Origin of the sequence: Vibrio xiamenensis (assembly GCF_900100015.1) — a bacterium.
GTDB lineage: Bacteria > Pseudomonadota > Gammaproteobacteria > Enterobacterales > Vibrionaceae > Vibrio > Vibrio xiamenensis.
Genome location: NZ_FNDD01000016.1, coordinates 23,388 through 43,184, shown reverse-complemented (window position 1 = coordinate 43,184; position 19,797 = coordinate 23,388). Strand labels below are relative to the sequence as shown.

Annotated in this window: 16 protein-coding genes; 9 read left to right on the top strand and 7 right to left on the bottom strand. The window is 39.7% G+C overall.

Features of this window, described 5'->3' with window-relative positions:
• From BLS03_RS25655 to BLS03_RS13740, 3 genes are all read right to left on the bottom strand, one after another.
• Positions 1 to 824 (bottom strand): hypothetical protein (locus BLS03_RS25655; RefSeq protein ID WP_176765593.1); only part of this gene is annotated, 824 nt, incomplete at its 3' end.
• Positions 808 to 1,842 (bottom strand): hypothetical protein, encoded by a 1,035-nt coding sequence (locus BLS03_RS13745; protein WP_093274969.1) that lies wholly within the window; start codon positions 1,840 to 1,842, stop codon positions 808 to 810. The genes BLS03_RS13745 and BLS03_RS25655, both read right to left, overlap by 17 nt.
• Positions 1,835 to 2,527 (bottom strand): hypothetical protein, encoded by a 693-nt coding sequence (locus BLS03_RS13740; protein WP_093274966.1) that lies wholly within the window; start codon positions 2,525 to 2,527, stop codon positions 1,835 to 1,837. Before BLS03_RS13740 ends, BLS03_RS13745 begins: the two co-directional genes overlap by 8 nt.
• A 310-nt stretch (positions 2,528 to 2,837) precedes the next feature.
• Between BLS03_RS13740 and BLS03_RS13735 the strand changes: the two genes are divergently transcribed.
• Both BLS03_RS13735 and BLS03_RS13730 read left to right on the top strand, forming a co-directional pair.
• Complete coding sequence (locus BLS03_RS13735; protein WP_093274964.1) at positions 2,838 to 3,146, top strand: NIPSNAP family protein; 309 nt, start codon at positions 2,838 to 2,840, stop codon at positions 3,144 to 3,146.
• 247 nt (positions 3,147 to 3,393) lie between these two features.
• The gene (locus tag BLS03_RS13730; protein ID WP_093274961.1) at positions 3,394 to 3,990 is read left to right on the top strand and encodes a tyrosine-type recombinase/integrase; all 597 of its coding nucleotides are present in this window, start codon (positions 3,394 to 3,396) and stop codon (positions 3,988 to 3,990) included.
• Positions 3,991 to 4,169: 179 nt separating this feature from the next.
• Here BLS03_RS13730 and BLS03_RS13725 read toward each other — a convergent pair whose 3' ends face one another.
• The gene (locus tag BLS03_RS13725) at positions 4,170 to 5,813 is read right to left on the bottom strand and encodes a glycoside hydrolase family 5 protein (RefSeq protein WP_093274959.1); all 1,644 of its coding nucleotides are present in this window, start codon (positions 5,811 to 5,813) and stop codon (positions 4,170 to 4,172) included.
• A gap of 451 nt (positions 5,814 to 6,264) precedes the next feature.
• Here BLS03_RS13725 and BLS03_RS13720 point away from each other — a divergent pair, with 451 nt between their 5' ends.
• From BLS03_RS13720 to BLS03_RS13700, 5 genes are all read left to right on the top strand, one after another.
• Entirely contained in the window at positions 6,265 to 7,266 is a 1,002-nt protein-coding gene (locus BLS03_RS13720) for a hypothetical protein (protein ID WP_093274956.1), read from the top strand.
• An 880-nt stretch (positions 7,267 to 8,146) separates the two neighbouring features.
• On the top strand, positions 8,147 to 8,536 hold the full coding sequence (locus BLS03_RS13715; RefSeq protein WP_093274955.1) for a hypothetical protein: 390 nt from the start codon (positions 8,147 to 8,149) through the stop codon (positions 8,534 to 8,536).
• A gap of 57 nt (positions 8,537 to 8,593) precedes the next feature.
• Positions 8,594 to 9,256, top strand: a complete 663-nt coding sequence (locus BLS03_RS13710) for a hypothetical protein (protein ID WP_093274952.1) — start codon at positions 8,594 to 8,596, stop codon at positions 9,254 to 9,256.
• Between the two features lie 107 nt (positions 9,257 to 9,363).
• Entirely contained in the window at positions 9,364 to 9,570 is a 207-nt protein-coding gene (locus tag BLS03_RS13705) for a hypothetical protein (RefSeq protein ID WP_093274949.1), read from the top strand.
• 33 nt (positions 9,571 to 9,603) lie between these two features.
• Positions 9,604 to 10,191, top strand: a complete 588-nt coding sequence (locus tag BLS03_RS13700; protein ID WP_093274946.1) for a restriction endonuclease subunit S domain-containing protein — start codon at positions 9,604 to 9,606, stop codon at positions 10,189 to 10,191.
• A 102-nt stretch (positions 10,192 to 10,293) separates the two neighbouring features.
• On the opposite strand, the gene BLS03_RS13695 is transcribed toward BLS03_RS13700, so the two are convergent.
• Positions 10,294 to 10,854: a hypothetical protein gene (locus tag BLS03_RS13695; RefSeq protein WP_093274944.1), complete on the bottom strand. Its 561-nt coding sequence runs from the start codon at positions 10,852 to 10,854 to the stop codon at positions 10,294 to 10,296.
• Between the two features lie 230 nt (positions 10,855 to 11,084).
• Between BLS03_RS13695 and BLS03_RS13690 the strand changes: the two genes are divergently transcribed.
• Entirely contained in the window at positions 11,085 to 11,789 is a 705-nt protein-coding gene (locus BLS03_RS13690; protein ID WP_143015629.1) for a hypothetical protein, read from the top strand.
• 294 nt (positions 11,790 to 12,083) lie between these two features.
• Here the strand turns inward: BLS03_RS13690 and BLS03_RS13685 are convergent, their stop codons facing one another.
• Both BLS03_RS13685 and BLS03_RS13680 read right to left on the bottom strand, forming a co-directional pair.
• Positions 12,084 to 13,076 carry a hypothetical protein gene (locus BLS03_RS13685; RefSeq protein ID WP_093274939.1) on the bottom strand — a complete coding sequence of 331 codons (993 nt, stop codon included), beginning with the start codon at positions 13,074 to 13,076 and terminating at the stop codon, positions 12,084 to 12,086.
• Between the two features lie 352 nt (positions 13,077 to 13,428).
• Positions 13,429 to 14,355 carry a glycoside hydrolase family 5 protein gene (locus tag BLS03_RS13680; RefSeq protein ID WP_093274936.1) on the bottom strand — a complete coding sequence of 309 codons (927 nt, stop codon included), beginning with the start codon at positions 14,353 to 14,355 and terminating at the stop codon, positions 13,429 to 13,431.
• 828 nt (positions 14,356 to 15,183) lie between these two features.
• On the opposite strand from BLS03_RS13680, the gene BLS03_RS13670 reads away from it, so the two are divergent.
• Complete coding sequence (locus BLS03_RS13670) at positions 15,184 to 19,743, top strand: AAA family ATPase (RefSeq protein ID WP_093274933.1); 4,560 nt, start codon at positions 15,184 to 15,186, stop codon at positions 19,741 to 19,743.
• Positions 19,744 to 19,797 lie beyond the last annotated feature (54 nt).

Below are 19,797 nucleotides of genomic sequence, written 5' to 3'. Positions count from 1 at the left end.
TCACGTTGAGGCTCACTGATAATCCGATAGGCGGTATTGCCTCTTGCCAATATTTTATAGTCTTTAGTCTCCCCTTCTGATAAACGCCCCTCGAAAGAAGGTTTTTCTGATTCATTATATTGCTTTATTTTTATAACAGGTTTACCTGGGGGAGTGGAAACCACTTTATTTTCATCAGCGCTCTCCTCTTTTGACAAATCACCCATTTCAATTTTTTCCAAATCCGTGGCATATCTGAGAATGACTCTTCGAGATATATCTGCCATCATATCCATTCTTAAGACAGTCCCTGTGTTTCCCTCTACTGATACCAACATGCCTATAGGGTAATCGCCCACGGTGATAATTGATCCACTCATACCTTGTCTAAACTTCTTGCTGTTTTTTAGTTTGATATTAAAAGTTGTATCAACCGCTTTATTGGTTATTTCAATATCAAATACTTCTAGGCGGCCTTGCTGGTGTCTGTAATTTAATCTACCGCTTGTTATAACGCTCAGGATTGCTTCGACCCGCTCTCCTCCACCATTCCAGCTACTTTCTTCGCATGCCGATACGTCTTTCAATTTCACCAGAGCTAAATCTTGTGGATACGTGTTGATTAACTCTCCTTTGAGTTTTTTTCGTAAACGCGTTTCTATCAATATACCTTGAGCAAGAGTTACAACATGGGAGGGAGTATAAAGAAAGCAGCTTTCGCCAATCGGCCTTAATATTCCCTGCCCTTCCTGATGCGGAGTTTTCACAAAAGCATCCGATGCTAAACTTGAACCTGTAAATCCAGATAAAATTAAAGCTACAAGACAATTAGTCATCAGTTTCATTTTTAGGAACCTTTTTGCCAGAATTAATTTTAGTTATATAGGTCGCGTCCTGAACCTGTGAGTTATCGGTATTTATAGGAATATAGGTTAATCTTATCAATGTTGTAATCATAAACATCAAAACTTGAATAACGATAAAGCTGATACTAAGAGCAATGGTGAGCGCATTGTCACTGTATAATCTTTCGAAAAAGCTTATGCTTATAGGGTTTCCTTCATTAGATGAAAATGGTTTTATAATACGTATTTCCCCTCCTTTTTTATTAAAAACACCTTTTATTTCCTTTTCGTTAAAGCTAACTGTCAATAAGCCAGTCGCTGCACTTTCATTATCGGATGGAATTAACACAGTATCTCCAGCACTAAGAGAAATTGAGGGTAACGAAATTTTATCTTCAAACCAAAAACTTGAATCTTTTACTTCAATTTCACCATCTACCAAGAATGCTGGCATTGAGTGTGTATCGTAACTCAATGTTTTTCCCAATGTCATGTCACCAACGAGGAACATTATGAAATCAGGTGAACTTTCTGTAAGTTTGATTTCCACAGTAAATTTATCTTGAATAACACACCGGCCTTTACGTGTAATTAGCTGTGCTAGTCGTGTATTTTTCTGTTCTGAATCAATATTGATCTGAATGAGGTTTAATGTATTTAACCGTAGAGTCACGCTACTGTTTTTGTAAAAGGTCAGCTCTCCTTGGTCATACCACTTCCCTTTGGTTAGACCGGGGCAATCAGAATAATCTTTAAGTAATCTAAACTCATGGAGAGTTACATTTGGGATAGATGAATCGTTTGGCTTATAACCTACGACTTGTGTCGAGACATGAATTGAGTATTCTGTATTGGAGTCTAGCTTAGTAAAAATCGCATGAATTAATATGACAACGAACGTTATCGAAGCAGATACAGCGATAACTAACAGAGTTACTGTAGGTGTAACAAGGTTTTCGGTGTTTAGTTTTGATAGCAGCTTTTTAATATCAATAGAAAACAAATTTTCTTCACTCATTTGATGCCCAAATTATATAGTCTTTGCCATTACTATTATATTCAGGACTAAAAGTGATAATTGTTCCTGCATCAATTGTGTGATTGCCAAGGTCACAAATGTGGTTAAACGCCCGGGTGTAGTTGAGTTTTATAATCCGACAATCAAGAGTAATAACATTACCACTTTTGTTTTTAAATGTTATATTTGGATTACCACCGCCACTGTTCATTGAAAAATGAATTGCATTAGATGTAGGTGCACCCCATGAACTGGGAAATACTTCCTGAATATAATCTCCAAACATGTCTTCACTATCAACAAAAACGAATGCAACGAGTTGATCGGGAAGATACTTTACATACTCTTTTTGATATGCGGTGGGCAATTTTATCTGAATCCAGCCAGTTTGATCTTTATTCAGCTTTATGGCGGCATCTGCACTATATTTTCCGTCTATGCTCGTAAGTACAACATTCACAAGAGGTTTGTGTGAAGGAATATACAAATATAACTGCTCTGGAGATGCGTGACTAAAACTGCCAGGGACATATGAGGCTGCTAATACTGAACCACTGACTTTTACGTTATCTGCGTAACTTTCATAAAAATCGGTACTGGAAACTTCTAAAACAGTTTGCGCTGAAACCGAGGTTAAGCACGAGAGTGAGATTATATAAAAAGCACAGATGCTTCTTGGAGTCATAAGCAAAAATCCATTTTTGTTTTAAACTTAGACAAAGTTAGTGAGATCTTCCAAGTGTGAAATTAATTAATATAGACCACCTGTGTTACGTTCTGTTGAGTAACTGCTCAGCACCATCAATACTGGACAGCATGTTAACTGACTTTCCATACCTGCAGTTGTCAATAACCTTCATCGCGGACACTTCTAGAACATAAATGCCCATTCGGTGTTACTAACTCCATTTACTTAACTTGAATTCCAGATTCTTTGACCAAATTTATCTAATACTCAGGATGTGATTGGCCTATAAAAATAGAAGGAGCTGTTAGTGATCACCTGTTACGTTAGATACGTTATTGACCCTAAGAAAATCCCTGAATTTGAACATTATGCCCGTATGTGGATTCCACTCGTTGAACAGTTTGGTGGTATACATCATGGGTATTTTTTACCGTCGGAAGGAGCGAATAATATTGCAATGGCGTTGTTTTCATTTCCATCCTTATCCGAATATGAAAAATACCGTCATGAATCGGCATCAAACGAAAACTGTAAAGCTGCATTCAAGTATGCAGAAGAAACGGATTGCGTAGTGAGTTATGAACGTAGCTTTTTCCGTCCAATTCTTACCGAATGATTTTTGTGTCAGCAGCGATACTGACATCATTGATGTCAGCCAACAGTGAGCTGCCTCATTTATGCCCCTTTTCGCGTTAGAGCAATCACTACTAATACACATACAGCTCGTACTTTGGCTTAATTAATGTAATGTCACTAAATATGATTCATGCGTACGCTTGATGTTACTGCGCCAATAAAGATAGTAATCCGTCATTGGTGATCCAAACTTTATGTTGACCAAACGCAACAGAAAGGAGGTCAACATGAAAAAGTTATATTCAACAACATCAAGTGGTATTAAGAAGCCATTCAAACTTGAAGAAGTTTGGCGTATAAGAACTCGACTTGAGTTGGAAAATGATATTATGCAGCTTGCATTGCTCAACTTAGCTATTGATAGCAAATTAAGGGCCAGTGATTTACTTAAGCTTCATGTTCACGACATTTCTTCTCAAGGAATGATATCTGAGAGGGGCCATTGTATTCAGCAGAAAACAGGAACCGATGTTAATTATGAGATAACGCCAAGAACGCAACAAAGTATCAGCAGATGGATATACAGTGCTTCTCTACAAGCGAGCAGTTTCTTATTTCCAAGTGTGCGTAAGAAAGGGCAACCAATCAGCTATTCATTTTATCGTTCAATAATTCGGAGTTGGGCGGCAAAGTTAGGACTGAACGCGGATTATTATGGAACACATTCCATGCGCCGCACTAAAGCGACGTTAATCTATGATCGTACGAAAAACATCAGAGCCGTACAGATACTATTGGGCCACACCAAGTTAGATAATACTATCCGATATTTGGGTGTTGAACTGGAAGATGCCCTTAAACTTTCAGAACAAACGGAGTGTTAGCTAACATTGATGCAGGCTTTTCTGTCGTTGAAAAGCCTGTAACCCAAGAGACGTGAATAACGATACTTACTGCTTTCATTTTGAGGAGCTAACGCTATTAGTAATACTAATACCATAGATAAAAGCAGCCTTCTTAGGGGAAAGCCGCTGACACTAATTTGAGGAGGGCGTTCAGAATTCTATACCATTAACGCTTCCTCTACACCTACGACGGTACGCACTGTTGGAGACGTTTGAACCGTAGTTCCATCATAGCCCGTAGCTTCGATATAGAACGTTAATGGCGAACTCCAGCTTTCTTCAGCTTCATTGTAAGACTCAAATTCGACATAGTAGATACCGTCAATCGTATATTCAGTAAATTTATAGCTTTTGGTTGAATCGGTTGACGTATCGTCTTTTACACTAAATATTCTCGCCGAAACTGCATCGGAAAAAGAAGCGCTGAGAGAGTATTTCCTACCGAGCTCAACCGTACTGGTTTCGGGCAAATCATTCACAACGGATGGCGCTGGGATTTCAGATACTACTTTCCGCACCATCACATTCGATTCAATCGTTTCTCCGGTTTCACTGTTAGTGGCTAAAATACGAAACGCACTCGGACTGGCCCATGATGAACTCGCAATCGAGGAGGTTTGGAATCTTACTGTCACCGTTCCATCTTCATTTTCTGTAATCGTCTGATTATAATTGGTGAGCGTATTCCAACTACCCGTTTCCGAATCATATTGCTGAAGCTGGAATTCATCGGCATTTTCTGCGGTCAGACTAACTGAATATTTAGAATTAATAATCGCATAATCAACCTCGTCAATATTTGTGGTAATGGTCGGAACTAAAGGAATTTCTTGAGGGTACAAAATAGCATCTACCATTACTTCATCAAGTACTCCGGCATTTGGATTATAAATACCAAAACCTTTTTCGAACTCCCAGTAGCATGAAGAGAAGTTATTATTTTTAAAACACAATGCATTATATTCCACCCAACGACGGCGTGAATATTCTGGAGTCGCATTATAAGGTTCAAACCCGTCGTGGACTTTATGATAAACTCCAAATTCTCCAATATTGATAGGCATATTTGGATACAATTCTATATATTCCTTTATTTCGTCAATAACACCATCAACGACACCACGTTGAGTTTCTGTAGCCGACCATGTTGAACCAAGGGTGTTATCATATTGAGAATCAGTACCTTGGTGCGTAAACGTTTGTGGCGCATATTGATGTAGACTGACAATGGTGTATTCATCATTATTGACAATGTCAGGTAGATCATCTAAACCGCTAGCTTGGTTCCAGTTCAAGGTTCCCGCAATAATAATACGCTCTGCTTCACGATCACGAATCAGCGAGTAAAATGCCTCAAGATAATAAGCCCAGCTTTGACCATCGGTAAACTCATCATAAGGTCTTGGTTCATTTAGCGGCTCAAACATAACATCTGGATAATCGACAAACAGAGTTTGAATAGCTGACCATATGGTAATAAAAGTCTCTACGTCACCTATGAAATGATGGAGATCGACAATCACATACAGACCACTGTTAATGGCATCTTTGACTATATCAATAGCAGTTGTTTCCAATTTGCCAAAATCTGAACCATTCCAGTAAGATTGCCACTCGATAGCCAAACGCACATTAGAAAAACCAGCCTCTTTAATAATATTGAAATAATGGTCATCAATGACATTATCTGATGGGTGATCTAAATTAATACCTTGCCCCATGGCACTGTTACGGATCTGAGCTGGAGTAAGATCATCGGCACGGATATTAATTTTGTTTGGTTCAATATTTTTTAATTTCATTGTTATACGTACACTCCATGTTATTTAAATAAATAAATCGCAACAATAAATAGATATTTTTTAATTATTCACATAATTAAATTAATTACGACGGTCTGTTAGTTAGACATTATTTACAAATAGTATCTATGATTATTTTCTAAAAACAATATAATCAAAAATTAATTCAAAATGTGACAAAGTCCGCATAAAATAAAATTATGATAAATCTATTAATAAACCATTAGGTATTTATATAAATTATTAATGGTAAATGGTTAATCTAGGTTTATTTATCTAATAGATCCGTAATTAATATAAACGGTTTAAATGCCGGAAATTACCTACAGATTTTTGTCGCGTAATTAATAAATTTAATTTAATTACCAAATTTTAATACTTTGTAAACTCGACAGGATTCATAAACCATATAATATTCATATATCTTTAGAAAATTACAGAGAAACTGACAATGAGTATCGAAATAATCACAACAAGTTTAATTACCGGTTCAAGCAATACCGATGGCACGGGCGGTGCGGAAAATTTAACCGTAGAAAATGGCCACGAAATCGATTTAGAGCAGGGATGGGTAATTGATGATCCTAACCCGTATGATACTGATGCACATCTTACTGATGGTGATACCACAATAACAACCAGCGAAGACGAAGCTGGAAATGGCCTTCACGATATTGATATCACAATCGAAAATACTGGTGAGTGGAATGATGACGGCCAGAAAGAACTTTCTGTCGATACTGATGACGCAGCCCATTATCTGAACGGTGCAGGATCAGCTTCGATTACGATTGAAAACTTTGTGGATGTGAATCTTCATGCTACTGATACCGGTTCTTGGACTGGTGTAACTTACGTCATCGAAGGTGCAAAACGCGGTACGATCGATTTCTCAGATTCAACAGATAAAACTAATAGTAACGACCTAGATATCATTGCTCACAGTAATGGCGATCACTGGGATAACACCTTTGAAATCACCGGTAGTGAAAATAGCGATCATTTTTCTATCTCAGGTGATTCAAGTACCCAATACACTGAGTTTTCAGTAGACCTAGGTGCTGGCAGGGATACTTTTTCGGTTGATGTTGCAGCAGCCAATTCCAGTGTGACTACGCGTTTTGTTGATGGCGGCGAGGGGTTTGATACACTGACCATCACTGGTGATATAGAAGAGCTAGGTATAGAATTTGTTAACTTTGAAAGAATCCATGGATCTAGTGGTGATTCACTCGCCACTGTCACTCTAAACGAAAATGTTCTTACTCATAATGGCAGTGAGGATGCTCCGCTGATTGTTGAAAATGCTGCAGTTGAATTTACTGGTGATATTGAAAGTATTTCTGCCACGGAATCTGACTACGGTAATAATTATTACGACGTAACAGTTAATTATGACGATGCAAGTTATACCGTTATCACTGACCATATTGATCAAGATTGGTTAGTGTAAGCATCTCGTCAATTAAACAATACCCCTTTTAAGAGGTTCACTCCTGTGAACCTCTAATTTTGAACCACTCCTACCTTTTTACCCGCTTGAGATTTCGATACAAAACGAATCAAAGATGGTTTCGTGTCGGTTCTCAGTGCTATATACGATACTAAAACTAATCCATCATAATCTAATTTAGTAAGTGCCATAACTCAGAACTGTCCAGTTGTTTTTCAGTGAGATTTGTCAATAGTGCAAAAAGGACGTGTAGTATCAGGTAGTTTTTATCATCAAGCCCAGAACTTGTAAATAAAGCGTGGGTGCTAGTGTTTGTTTGTTGAACGACTGAAAATGGTCAAAAACGATATCAGCATTTATCAGATTTTCCCGCACTGCCTTTTGATAAGATTTACCCATATTGTAGTACTATACGATAATCGTTCTGGTCTTGACACTGGTAACCTATGGCATTACTCTAGCCTCTCAAATAGACAACTAGGTGCACATTAGTTGTCAAGCTATTCTAATAGCCGCACCATTCCATTCCATGCTTTTCTAGGCAATTTCCCATCATTCTGGTCTAACCATATCATTCCTCCCATTGGAAGGATTTTCTACATCTGAAGCATACTGCTTCCTTTACAACATTTAAGGAAATTCTTGAGCCCTATGGCTCCTTTACTACATCTAAGGCAACCACCCGAAACGCGCCGCTTCCTTTTACTACATCTAAGGAACATCACGAGCCTTTTGGCTCCCTTTACTACATCTAAGGTAACTAACTGAAGCGGCGCGCTTCATTTACTACATTTATGGAAAATCTTGAGCGGTGTGCTTCGTTACTTAATCCAAGTGACAAATTGAAGCACACCGCTTTTTATTACATCTAAGGAAAAATATGATTACTCATCTCCACAAGGCATCGAACTTCGATGGCAGTCGTGTTTGCGTTGAACAAATTCAAGTCGGTTTTGATTGCTACTTTCGCAACAATTCTGGCGGTGTTCTACGTTACCGCTGTACCTCACTCAATGATTCATTCGCTCGATTCGAATCTCTCAATAAAGATTGGCCAGGGTCAATCAATGTCGAGCTAAACGCTCATGACCTCACCGATGCTGAATTTGTCGTACTGGTTGTAGCGATGAAAGATTTCACTCCGCTCTACCTCACGCCTGAAGAAATCAAGGTCCTTAGCCGGGCCGAATCATTGGGCTATATCTCGCGACAGTCTTACACACAAACTTCATGGTTAAACCTTGGCATCGCCCGCATGCAAGCGGCTTAGTCACTCGTTAAACCATTCTTGATACAACGTTTCCCTATTTCTATTTGGAGCTATCCCATGCAAAAGCTAACTCTTGAAACCCAAAACCTAATTTCAGCATCTGGCCTATTCCTTTACGAGCAATTCCCTATGGAAATTGCACAACAAGATAACAGTGAGCCGAAACTAGATTGGATTGATGGACATAAAACCGAACAATTTGAGTCTGAACTCAACGAAGTGGTTTTGAACCTGATTGAAAGTGCACATTCGTTGATCAACGAAGCTGTGAAAGAGCAATCGGTTATTACAACCCAAACGACCTACTGGACCATCTGCCCGAACTCTGTTCCTAAAGACGCGTTCAGTGTTGGCCAACTCTACTTTTCGAAAGATGACATGTTAAAGGACTTACCCGCTGAAGCATTAATCTTTAATGAAGAAGATTTTGAGAAACAACTTAATAGCAACAAATTTGATTTTGACTCCTATTACGTTGGTCTTAACTTCGTCCACGAAAGCGAACCACTAAGCAAGTTACTTGCAGAGTGGATTGGTTTGACGATTAAAAGTGGTGATATTGAGCTTCTAAGTTGCGCAAGCGACAAGGACGTTTGGTATGACGAATCGTTTGAAAACGATGAAGTGCAGTCTTCTGCGCAACGTGAAACACGAGCAGTACGTGATTGTGTGAACCGCGTTGGTACCCAACTTAAGAGCTTACTTGCAATCGCAAAGTAGCCGACACCGAACTAAGCAACGTCTTACATCTGCCGCACCTTGGCGGATGTAAGATCGAGTTCTTTCGAACCACTTAAGCCAAGCCGAAATAATTTCAAAGGACTAGCATGAAAATCAAAGCTATTACTAAACTGGAGCCATTCACGGTCATGTGTGGCGTTCTGTCATCTCGCACTGGATATATCCTTGAACGTCTCGATTTCAACTATGTCTATGTGAGTGTCAAAACACGTTTTGGCAACTACGTCAAAACAGTACTGACCACTGATCAACTGATCTTCAAAGTCATCGAAAAACCTACCGTTTTTCGTTAAGCAATTTACTAATACCACATCTAAGGAAATACTATGAGTTTGAACTCTAAAGCAATCATTCGTGACGAACTCGAATCGCTTAAAACCTGCGAATACCCCAACCTTAAACGTAAAATCGGCGTTTATGTAGATCGCCCATATTACGTACCGGCGACTGGGCAATACATGTGTGATGTAGTGACGGAAGTACCTACACTGAATACTTCAGAGTCGTGTAAAAAGGTGCCTTACCAAGAGGCGCCTGAGCAATTTGAAAAAAGCATCAATAAAGCATTAACCAAACTTGATGCTCAAATCGAAGAACTGTCAGAGCATCGCGAGCGACTTAACGCAGCAAAAGATAGCCTATCAAAAAATCAAATGTCTTCGCTGCTAGAAAGCGTGGTGCAGTACTCTCAAGGGAATGTACGGCCATATAAATTCTTTAATTTCATACCGAAAACATCCATCGTTAAAATTTATGCTTATATCTCTGATAAAGAGCTAGATGATATCGAACCGGTTTGGTTTGGTACTGCGATAGAACTTTTTGATTTGGCCACATCTGGCCATAACGTTGCCGGGAACGAATGGTCAGCATTCTCTGAAACCGGCGCGTGGCTTGGTACCTCTGAGTACTAGCCTCCACCAGCTGGTGGACACAACAATAAACGTAAATAAGAAAGCCCATCATTTATTTGATGGGCTTTTTTTTTGGCTAGGCATAAACCTCTGAACTTACAATCAGTTCTTTTGCGCCCATGCATACAAAGAAACACCTAATACACGCGTCACGAGGTGGAACACTATAGCGAATACGATCAAGTTGGTACCAAATAGTGCCACCGGAGCTTGTATAAATGCATTGTGAATAGTGTCGCTAGCAGTTTGGGTGTACTCAATCACTGGCTGCATATCAGATTGAAGCGTTGCAATTAAGTCTGAACCATCTGTTCGTACTTTTCCCGCCTGCTGAGCCAAGGTCATATCACTTTGTAACCCATTCTTTATTAAATGAGCGAGACCTGCTGCTGCCAACGGAATAACTAGCGTAGCTGCAGATAGAAACGCATCGATCAACAATTGAAAAGGTAACGATTCAGGTTTGAACCATACTTTCGAGTCGAAATACGCAGCACAAAAAAACTGTGCAATGGCAAAAAAGAAATACGATACACCGTAGAAAATGGCGAGTTCGGTCTGGCTATTTTTTAAAGCAGGAAAGATTACCCAAATAACCAATGTGATGTGAGCAACCATTTCAACGATAGAAACGGAAGCACTGATAGATAAATTGTTACGCATGGAGGTTTACTCTTCTTATTATGTATTACTGTTTCCTTATACAGTATATCAATGTATTTTTAATATGATCAACTGCTTTTATTCATTTTAATAATTTAATTATCTCCAAAATTACTTAACTCAACTTGTTGTTTACTATTCCAAAACAAAATCATCGCGTTACACTATTGGAAAATGAATTTTTGCTGTGTCGTCTGTTAATGGCGCAGCGCCGATGGGTACCAGTGGGTATGTTAAAGAGCAAAGAAGATAATCTTCGTAATACGCAAAAGAAGCTGACAAGCGCGGCCAATACAATTCAAAAAGAATTGCTCAATGTTAGAAGTATGCGCGAGCAATTCACAAATGAAGAGCAAGAGTTGTTGCGCCAAAGCGTCCAGGTACTTCTTAGCTTTAAAGAAAAAGTGAAGCATTCGAAAGAAAAACATATTCGCGCCCAAAAGAAAGCCGAACGTGAGGAAGCAAACGTTAAGACGGTGAACGAGCGGACCATCAATAAAGTGGTGAAGAGCATTCCAGTAAACGTAGCTACCGAACTCTCACTACTTTACTACTACCGTGGTGATGAATTAGCAGAAGAGCGGTTGGTCAGTAGCTATCTTACGGATCTTTTGCGGGATGCGAGAACAGACCCAGTCCAACTCAAGCGTCTATATGACGTTACGCTAGGCAACGTCGAAGCTCTTTTACTGAGCATGCTACCAAAGCAAAAATATGCATCAGGCTTTGACAGTCGCAGTGGCGATTGGGAAGACTTTTTACACCCGCCAGAAGCTAGCAGCGAAGAATTCGTTACTGAACTTGTGAAAAAACACATGATTCATTGCCCTATCAAGCTCCCTGAAAACGTTGCATATGTTGATGAAGTCGTGCGACTAATCAACCTTGCGCGTTCGGTGAATCAAACAATTGATGGCTTTAAACAAAGCAAATGATACGGAAAAGGCCCGGAAGACAATATAGTTTGTCACTTTTCCTCTGTCAGTTCACTTGGCAGAATTGATGCGGACCGACTATAGCACACACGCCTTTGCCCCAAAGTTATTTAGACTAATAACTCTTTCAATTTTTCTACTCACGATTATCCCAACGAGAAGTTATCCGAAGTAAACTGACTTTCAGAGTGTTGCTTTAGCCAACTAAAAAAAGCGAGCTTACTTCAAGCTCGCCAAATAGAGGTCATATTGTTGTTACGTTTTTATGGTGTTCGCTATGTATGGCTTCGTGCTTTAACTGGTAATCCAATCTTGATCGATGTTGTCAGTAATAAACGTATAACTGCCATCATCATATTCGACGGTTACGGTATAAAGCTCGCTTGAATCGTCATCAACATTCTGAGTTGCAGATATACTTTGATAATCATCGGCAAAATCAATATTTAGGTTGGTGATAGTCAGCGGATCATCACTGCTACTATTACTTACAAGGATATCTTCGCTAAGCGTGACGGTGAATTCATCATCACTGTCGGAGGTAATCACTTCAAAATTAGAAAAGTTTAAGTCCGACGAGTCGGCGTCTAATACTAAAGTATCTGTGCCATCACCACCATCCACGCTACGAGTCATATCGTCACTGACCGCCGCATCAATGGCATAAGTGAAGATATCGTTACCACCGTTCAAATCAACAACAAACTCTGTATATTCAGAGCCGGTATCTTCATAAGCAGATCCTTCAGTTGTAAAGGTAACTTTATCAGAGATGCTGTCACTGCCATTAACGGTAAATAGGTTGCTCCAACTGTCACCATTACTGTGTGAAATGATGGTCAAGTCGTTATATGTTGCGTGGTCACCTAAATCAATATCACCACGTTTCGCATCAACGACCGTGATGTTGTTGCTTGTAGGGCCACCGTCGATAAATTCATCTTGGACTTCTGTATCAAGATGAATACTGACATCAACGAAGTTTTCAATCGTTATGTTGTGGTAGTCGGTATCAATAGCGTCAATGTTGTCAGAATCGATATAAAGTTCTTTCACCCCATCGTCATTCCATTCGCCAGTATTGGCGATCGTCGTGTATTGGGTATGAACGCGACTGCCATCATTGTAGGAATCGACGGTGACAAGGCCACTATCTATAGTCCATTCACCACTGCCTACGCTGCTTACATCAATGGCACTTAAATCAATCTCTGTACCATTTTCTGTGGTTAAGTTTGATGCACCACCAGTGCCTTTGGTATTGGTCGTTCCATAAATAATGCTCATAACTCGTTTCTCTGTTGTTTACAAAAGATACGTAGATTATATGCAACATGTTTTTTTTTCGTGGTTGATTTTGAAGACGAATATAAACAGAACTAATGAATGATATTTAAGGAAAGAAAATAGCGATATTTAACTGGCATTTTTAAAGGGTTGATTTTTTCTAGTACCTAAAATAAGGAATTTAGGATAAATATAATACTGTTCACAAAGGGTAATTGGATAAATGGGGGAAAATTCAATCACCCTCTGAATAGACAACTTTATTATGGCATTTTAATATACAAGTCTATCAAAAAGTCTACTTAACTAAACAACTAGTTCATTAAGATAAATTATAATGTCAATGTTGTTTTTAGTCTTCTATTAGTACCTCTAGGATACCGTCTGTCCACTCTCCAGTATCTGGATTATAAATACCAAAATCTCGGTATAATTCCCAGTACAACCGAGAGAACCCTCGATCTCTGAACTCCCCATTAACAAAATCAACCCATGTTAATCGATGTTCTTCTGGAGAAGACAGTTTACAGCATCCAAACTCACCAATACATATTGGGATACCCGTAGTCTCAGCAAATGAAGAGATATCATCGAGCCGAGTAATAATGTATGGAAGCTCATTTTCATTTCCTGTCCAATCACTCCCATTTTCAAATCCAGGTTGCCCCCACATAGTGAATAATTCAGGATAATAGAAGTGAACTGTTACAATAGCAGCGGGGTCGGATTTGATCATATCCAGATCTAAGTCGCCTAAATATGCGTAGTTTGCGTATTCACCAACATCGATTAGAACTACCCGTTCGCTATTATATTGACGTATTACGGCTAAAGCTTGTGCACAATAGTCATTCCATAATGTTGGGTTTAGTTCGCCATTAGGTTCATTTAGTATCTCGAAAACCAAATTATCTGACCAGGACTGATATCGGCTTGCAATGCGATCCCACATCGTTAGAAATTTATCTAGATTACCTTCCGGGTCACTCATTATCTCAGAATAACCATGCATATCTAGAACCGCTACCATACCAAGATCTAGAACACGCTGCACAGCTGCATCCACTCGACTCAAAAATTCTGGGCCAAGTCCCCCCGCATCATCTGAGTGTGTTGCAAAGAAGGTAGGAAGCCGAATTGATTTGAATCCAGCAGCGGCAACGGCTTCTACATTTCCGTTAGTCAGGAATGCATGTTCACCATCAACTAACTCTGAAGACAACTCTATATTAATGCCTATAGATAACGCCTCGTTCATTGCGTCAGCAATAGCTGTCATAGTAAGCTCCTTATTATTCTACATAATTATCAAAACTATTGACTAACATTAGTCAACTAAAAATATAGCTAACTTTATAAATTGAAATGTATTAAATATAAGAAACCCATCATTCCATTATATAAATCTCTGACCAATTATTTAAAATTTTATCAGCAACCAAATTAAAATAAACTTTTTGAAAAATTAAGTTTCGAAAGTTATAACACTCAATGAAGAGATACTTGAAAATAATGGCACTGAGGACGCTCCGCGCGTTGTTGTCTATGCTGATATTGACTTCACCGGTGATATTGAGAATGTTACGGCCACAGAAATTGAACATGTAGATGAGTTAGGTCTTCATCAAGATGGTTTTTACGAAGTCACCGTGGATTACTCTGATGCCAGCTATACCGCAATCACTGACACTGTTGATTATTCTTGGTTAGCGTAAGCAACTTAAGCAACTCATAAATTAAGTAATACCTCCTCTTAAGAGGTTCAAGTTAGTGAACCCTAAATTTTGAACTACTCCTACCTTTTGACCCGCTCTAGATTTCGGAGACAAATGAATCAAAGATTATTTCGTGTCGATCCTAAGTACTATTTACGATACTAAAACTAATCCATAACAATCTAATTTAGTAAGAGCTGTAACTCAGAAATGTCCAGAGCCGTTGTAGTCTGATTTTTAACCCATGGCACTTTCTAACTCAAAAGTACCCCTTTCCCATTTAGAGTTGTTGCTCGTAACAGTTCTACTGTTTCTTATTTGACTAAATTTTCCTAATGATTGTACTGTGCATCTATATGTCTATTAAGTTGGTTACTATCCAGAGTAAATAAATGAGCAAAGCAGGAATTCAGTCAAATCGCGGGGATGGTTACCAGACATTGGTCGCTTTTGATTGGGCGTTAACGGTTCTTTCAGATTCAGACTACCAGTGGCTTGAAATTGACTCTGTAATATGGTCGGTGGACGACGTTGTTATTGGTAAAGCTGACGGCACCAAAATATGCTGCCAGTGTAAAAAGAACCAGTCGCAACATAAAGCTTGGTCTTTTTCTGATCTCGAAGATGAATTGCGAAAAGCAGTCAATGTGTTGACAAACGATCCCAAAACACTCGTTCGCTTTTATTCGCGTAGCGCCTTTGGTGATCTCGCTGCACTGAAAGAATTCAGTTCCAACTATCCTGATGAAGCAACTTACCGAGCGGACTTAGGTAAAGTCAATCGAGAAACAAATTCCAAACTAGCTAATCTACTCTCCGACCAAGGCTCAAATCTTTCTACTTATGATTTTTTGCAACGCACGAAATTTGAAATAAGCCCAGAACTGGATCGAATGGATATACTGCTGCAAGAAAGATTACGTAATATTGTAAGTAACTATTCAGCAGCGTACAGTTCTTTATGGACTCGTCTTGGTCAACTCAGTATGCGAGAGGAAGGCGGTAGTCAGAATAGAGTCACACAGCATAGATTGACCAAAAGCGATCTGAAATTCTTATTGAGCCATGCAGGATCATTACTTTCTCCCCCTATGGATATAAGGGAGATTCGAGCTTCATTCAAAAGCACTTCAGCAATTGGCCGCTCATGGCGTAAAGATATTGGTAACGAACATATTGCAAACTCTGCTGCCAAGAAACTCTTAGAAGGTATTAAAGCAAAGTATCGTTCAATTTTGCTTACTGGAGCGCCTGGCTCGGGCAAAACTTGTGTGATGCTGGCCGTACAAGAAAAGCTAGAACAAGTCGCCCAAAATTGTACTGACTTACTACCGTTATTTATTCAATCGCGAGAATTTGCCGACATTAACACAGAGCAAGATCGTCAGGCACAAGGATTGCCAGCACAGTGGGTAGAAAGGGCGGCTCGCATGGCAGAAGATGCACATGTGGTTGTAATGATAGACTCGTTGGATGTACTTTCTATTGCTAGAGAGCACAGTGTCTTGACGTATTTTCTCGCCCAAATAGATCGTTTACTTTTGGTTCCCAATATTACCGTTGTCACTGCTTGCCGAGAATTTGATAGTAAATATGATAGGCGCATTGCCCAGCGAAGTTGGGAAGAGGAAATTATTTGCGAACCATTAGACTGGCATAGTGAAATTGAACCAATCCTCGTCAAAATCGGTATAGACGCGTCGAACACCGATTCAACAACGCGCGAACTGATACGAAATCCTCGTGAGCTAGCTTTATTTGTTGAATTGGCGCAACAACAAGGCAGCTTCAATGTTGTAACCAGCCAAGCTTTAGCTCAGCGATACTTAGAAACTACCATAGAAGCTAACAGATTTCTTGGAAACACAACTATGCAAGCCATAGAATCCATCGCCTCTGATATGCTGAAATCACGCAGCCTTGTTGTGCCACATCAGCGATTTATAGCGTCCGAAGAAGTCCAAAGAACACTCCTAAGTACTGGCGTATTACACAAAACACAGGATGGGAACCTGACATTTGGCCACCAAACTTTGTTAGATGTCTTAGTAATTAGTGGAGCTATCAGGCAATCAGTGACTCTAAACGAATTCATTCAAAATCTACCACCAGTACCATTTGTTCGCCCCAGCATTAGAAGCTTTGTTGAACAATTAGCAGTAGGTGAACGACGTAAGTTTCGAGCGCAATTACGTACTGTTTTAACAGGTAATAATGCTTTTCATATCCGACGGCTCGTAGCAGAAACCTTTGCAGAGCAAGTTCCTCAAGATGATGACTGGATGCTACTACGCGATCTACGTAACCAACATCGAGAGGTGTTTCAGGTTATATATAATAGGGCTAGACGAGTAGAGTGGCACCACCTTTGGATGAAAAATTTAGTACCTATATTAAAAGACACCTGCAATATTGAAGGGCTCACAGCTCATGCACACCGCATATCGCTATGGAAAAATGAAGATCCAGTCGGGGTTTCCACATACTGGACAGAAATGTTGTCATTGGAATTGGACAATAAAATCCAGTTAGTCAATTCAATGGCACATGAATTAGCGAAAATACATGCAGATAATCGGAACATTTATGTAAATTTGCTCCTCCAGTTACTCAATTTGCCAAGGCATGGCCGCAGTTTTCTTGGCCATTCGCTTGCTCTATTCTTAAAAAGCGGCCTAGTGGACGATACTGTCCTGTGGAGCTATATCACAGGCGAGATAAGCGAAGAAGATGAGCTTTCCTATCGCTTTAACAACAAATTGCATTGTCAACCATATGAGTTTGGTGGCGCAAATGATAAATTTCTAGCAGAAAGAATGCGGAATTCCACTATTTTGCTCGATTTGGCTATCGATTCGATCGAACAATGGAGCCAAATCAAAGGAACACGTCATGGATATCATTGGAGTTTCTTGCGCCAAACGTCTTATAAAGATACGCATACACAGAGCGACCATAGACATAGAGATAGTGAACGCTTCTTGATGGATTCTATTGAAGCTGCTATCAAACATCACGCTAACTCACAAACCTCATGGTGGCGAAACAACCGAGAACGGCTCTGTTTCAATACTGAAGAGTCATTACGATACTTTTCTATCCTTGCTGTTACCGAAAATCCGACTTCAAATATAGATGTAATTGGGCGTATGCTGTGTGAGAAAGTATTATTAAAATCTGATTTGTCATATGAATTGGAAGAATTGATAAACAAAGCGTACATATTTCTCCCCCCCTCAACACAAATTTCAATACAAGAAAACATTCTAACTATCGACCAAGAAAACGCTACTGACCCACAAGCAAGATCTTGGATGATAAAAAAGCAAGCTCTGTTAATCACCGCTATTCCGTGCCATTTACGTTCAACGAACTCACAAGCTGTATTGCATGAATGTGAAAAACTAGTATGGCCGTTGATTCGACAACCATATATCTACTCGCGAGGAGGGACTGTCAGCGCTCCGTTCTCTTCCGAGGTATTTCTGAATATAAGTAATAACGGAGTGCTATGCCTGCTTAAACACTACAATGGGTATGATAGAGATTCATTTACTGATTTTCTGGTGGGGGGAGAAAGAGAGGTTGGCCGGCAGCTACGTGAAGCAGCTTCTCGTCAATCTTCACGTTTCATGGCTTTTCTGACAGATTACTGGGAGCAGATCTCTGAACGTTTTCGTGATGATATCTTGGAGGGAGTTACTACATATCTAGAGCACCAATACGGAAGCCTACAGCCTCGTAATAATTGGTCATACATAGAGAAACCCGACGCAGAAAAGCTAGCCTTGAATATTCTCGAAAACTTGGAACAACATCAAGATCACTGGCACCACAACCAGTCAGCATCCAAAGCGATAGAAAACTGTGCACATATAATCAAAAAAACTCAAGATGCAGCTCGGCTAGTCAATTTAGCAATGAGTTTTGCGTCATTAATGGAAGAAAGTACAATCTCGGGAGACTCTGTTGATCTGCTTACTTATGGCATCAACATGAGACGAGGAAACATAGCAGAAGCATTGATCATTTTAGCCAACCAGCTTGAGGCGAGTGGTGTACATTGGCCGGACTCATTGCCTGCTGCATTACGCCTGTATGCTGGTGACAAGCACCCTGCAATTCGTGCCGTTATGCTTAGGCGAATGCCGTACTTACAGGATCGTTGTCCTGAGCTTGGCTGGGAACTATTTGATCTTGCGTTAAAAGAAAGTGCAGAAGGACTTTGGGCTATAGCTGAACCATGCTTATATAACGCATACCATCAAAAATTCAAAATTATTGCACCTAGATTAGCCCAGCTTTATCGTGAAGGTTACGGCAAAGACTATGAGGCTTGGGGACGTATTTCTGCACTAGCAGCTTTTTTGAAACACATAGACTTTTCTACTTTTATTGAGGAACTCAACGCGGTAGAAACAGCCGATGCATGGAGAGGCGCAGCGAGTGTATGGACACACCATAGCAATATTCAAAGATACAAAGAGCAGTGTTTTGTGGGACTGGAGGCTGGATTAAGTGCAGGAAACCTGCATGCTATTATTATCGCGCATGAGTTTACTAGCCTCTTCCGAGAATCTACATCATTGTTTACTGTACCAATTGAGCTATTTCAGCGTTATTTCAACCTGCTTGAATCAGAAATAGATTCTAAACGAGATGATATTTTTGGTATTGATACTTGGTTGAACGCGATTTCTGTTCACGAGCCAATGTATGCATTAGAAATTTTTGAAATTTACTTAGATTTCGTGCGTCGAACTAAAGCCTATGTTCATGACTATGAGAATAGCCTAACACAGCTACTAACCCGCCTATTCGCACAGGCTGAAGAACTGGAAGAGTCTGACAGCAGAGCTATGTTGCAGCGTGTGGTCATACTGCAAGATACACTTTTAGCTTTAGGAGTTATTGGAGTGAATGATTGGCTCAAGGCTGCTGAACGGCCATAAATAAAAAGGTTTACCTTAATTTTCGAGACTGTAAATAATTCTGTGTAACTGTCA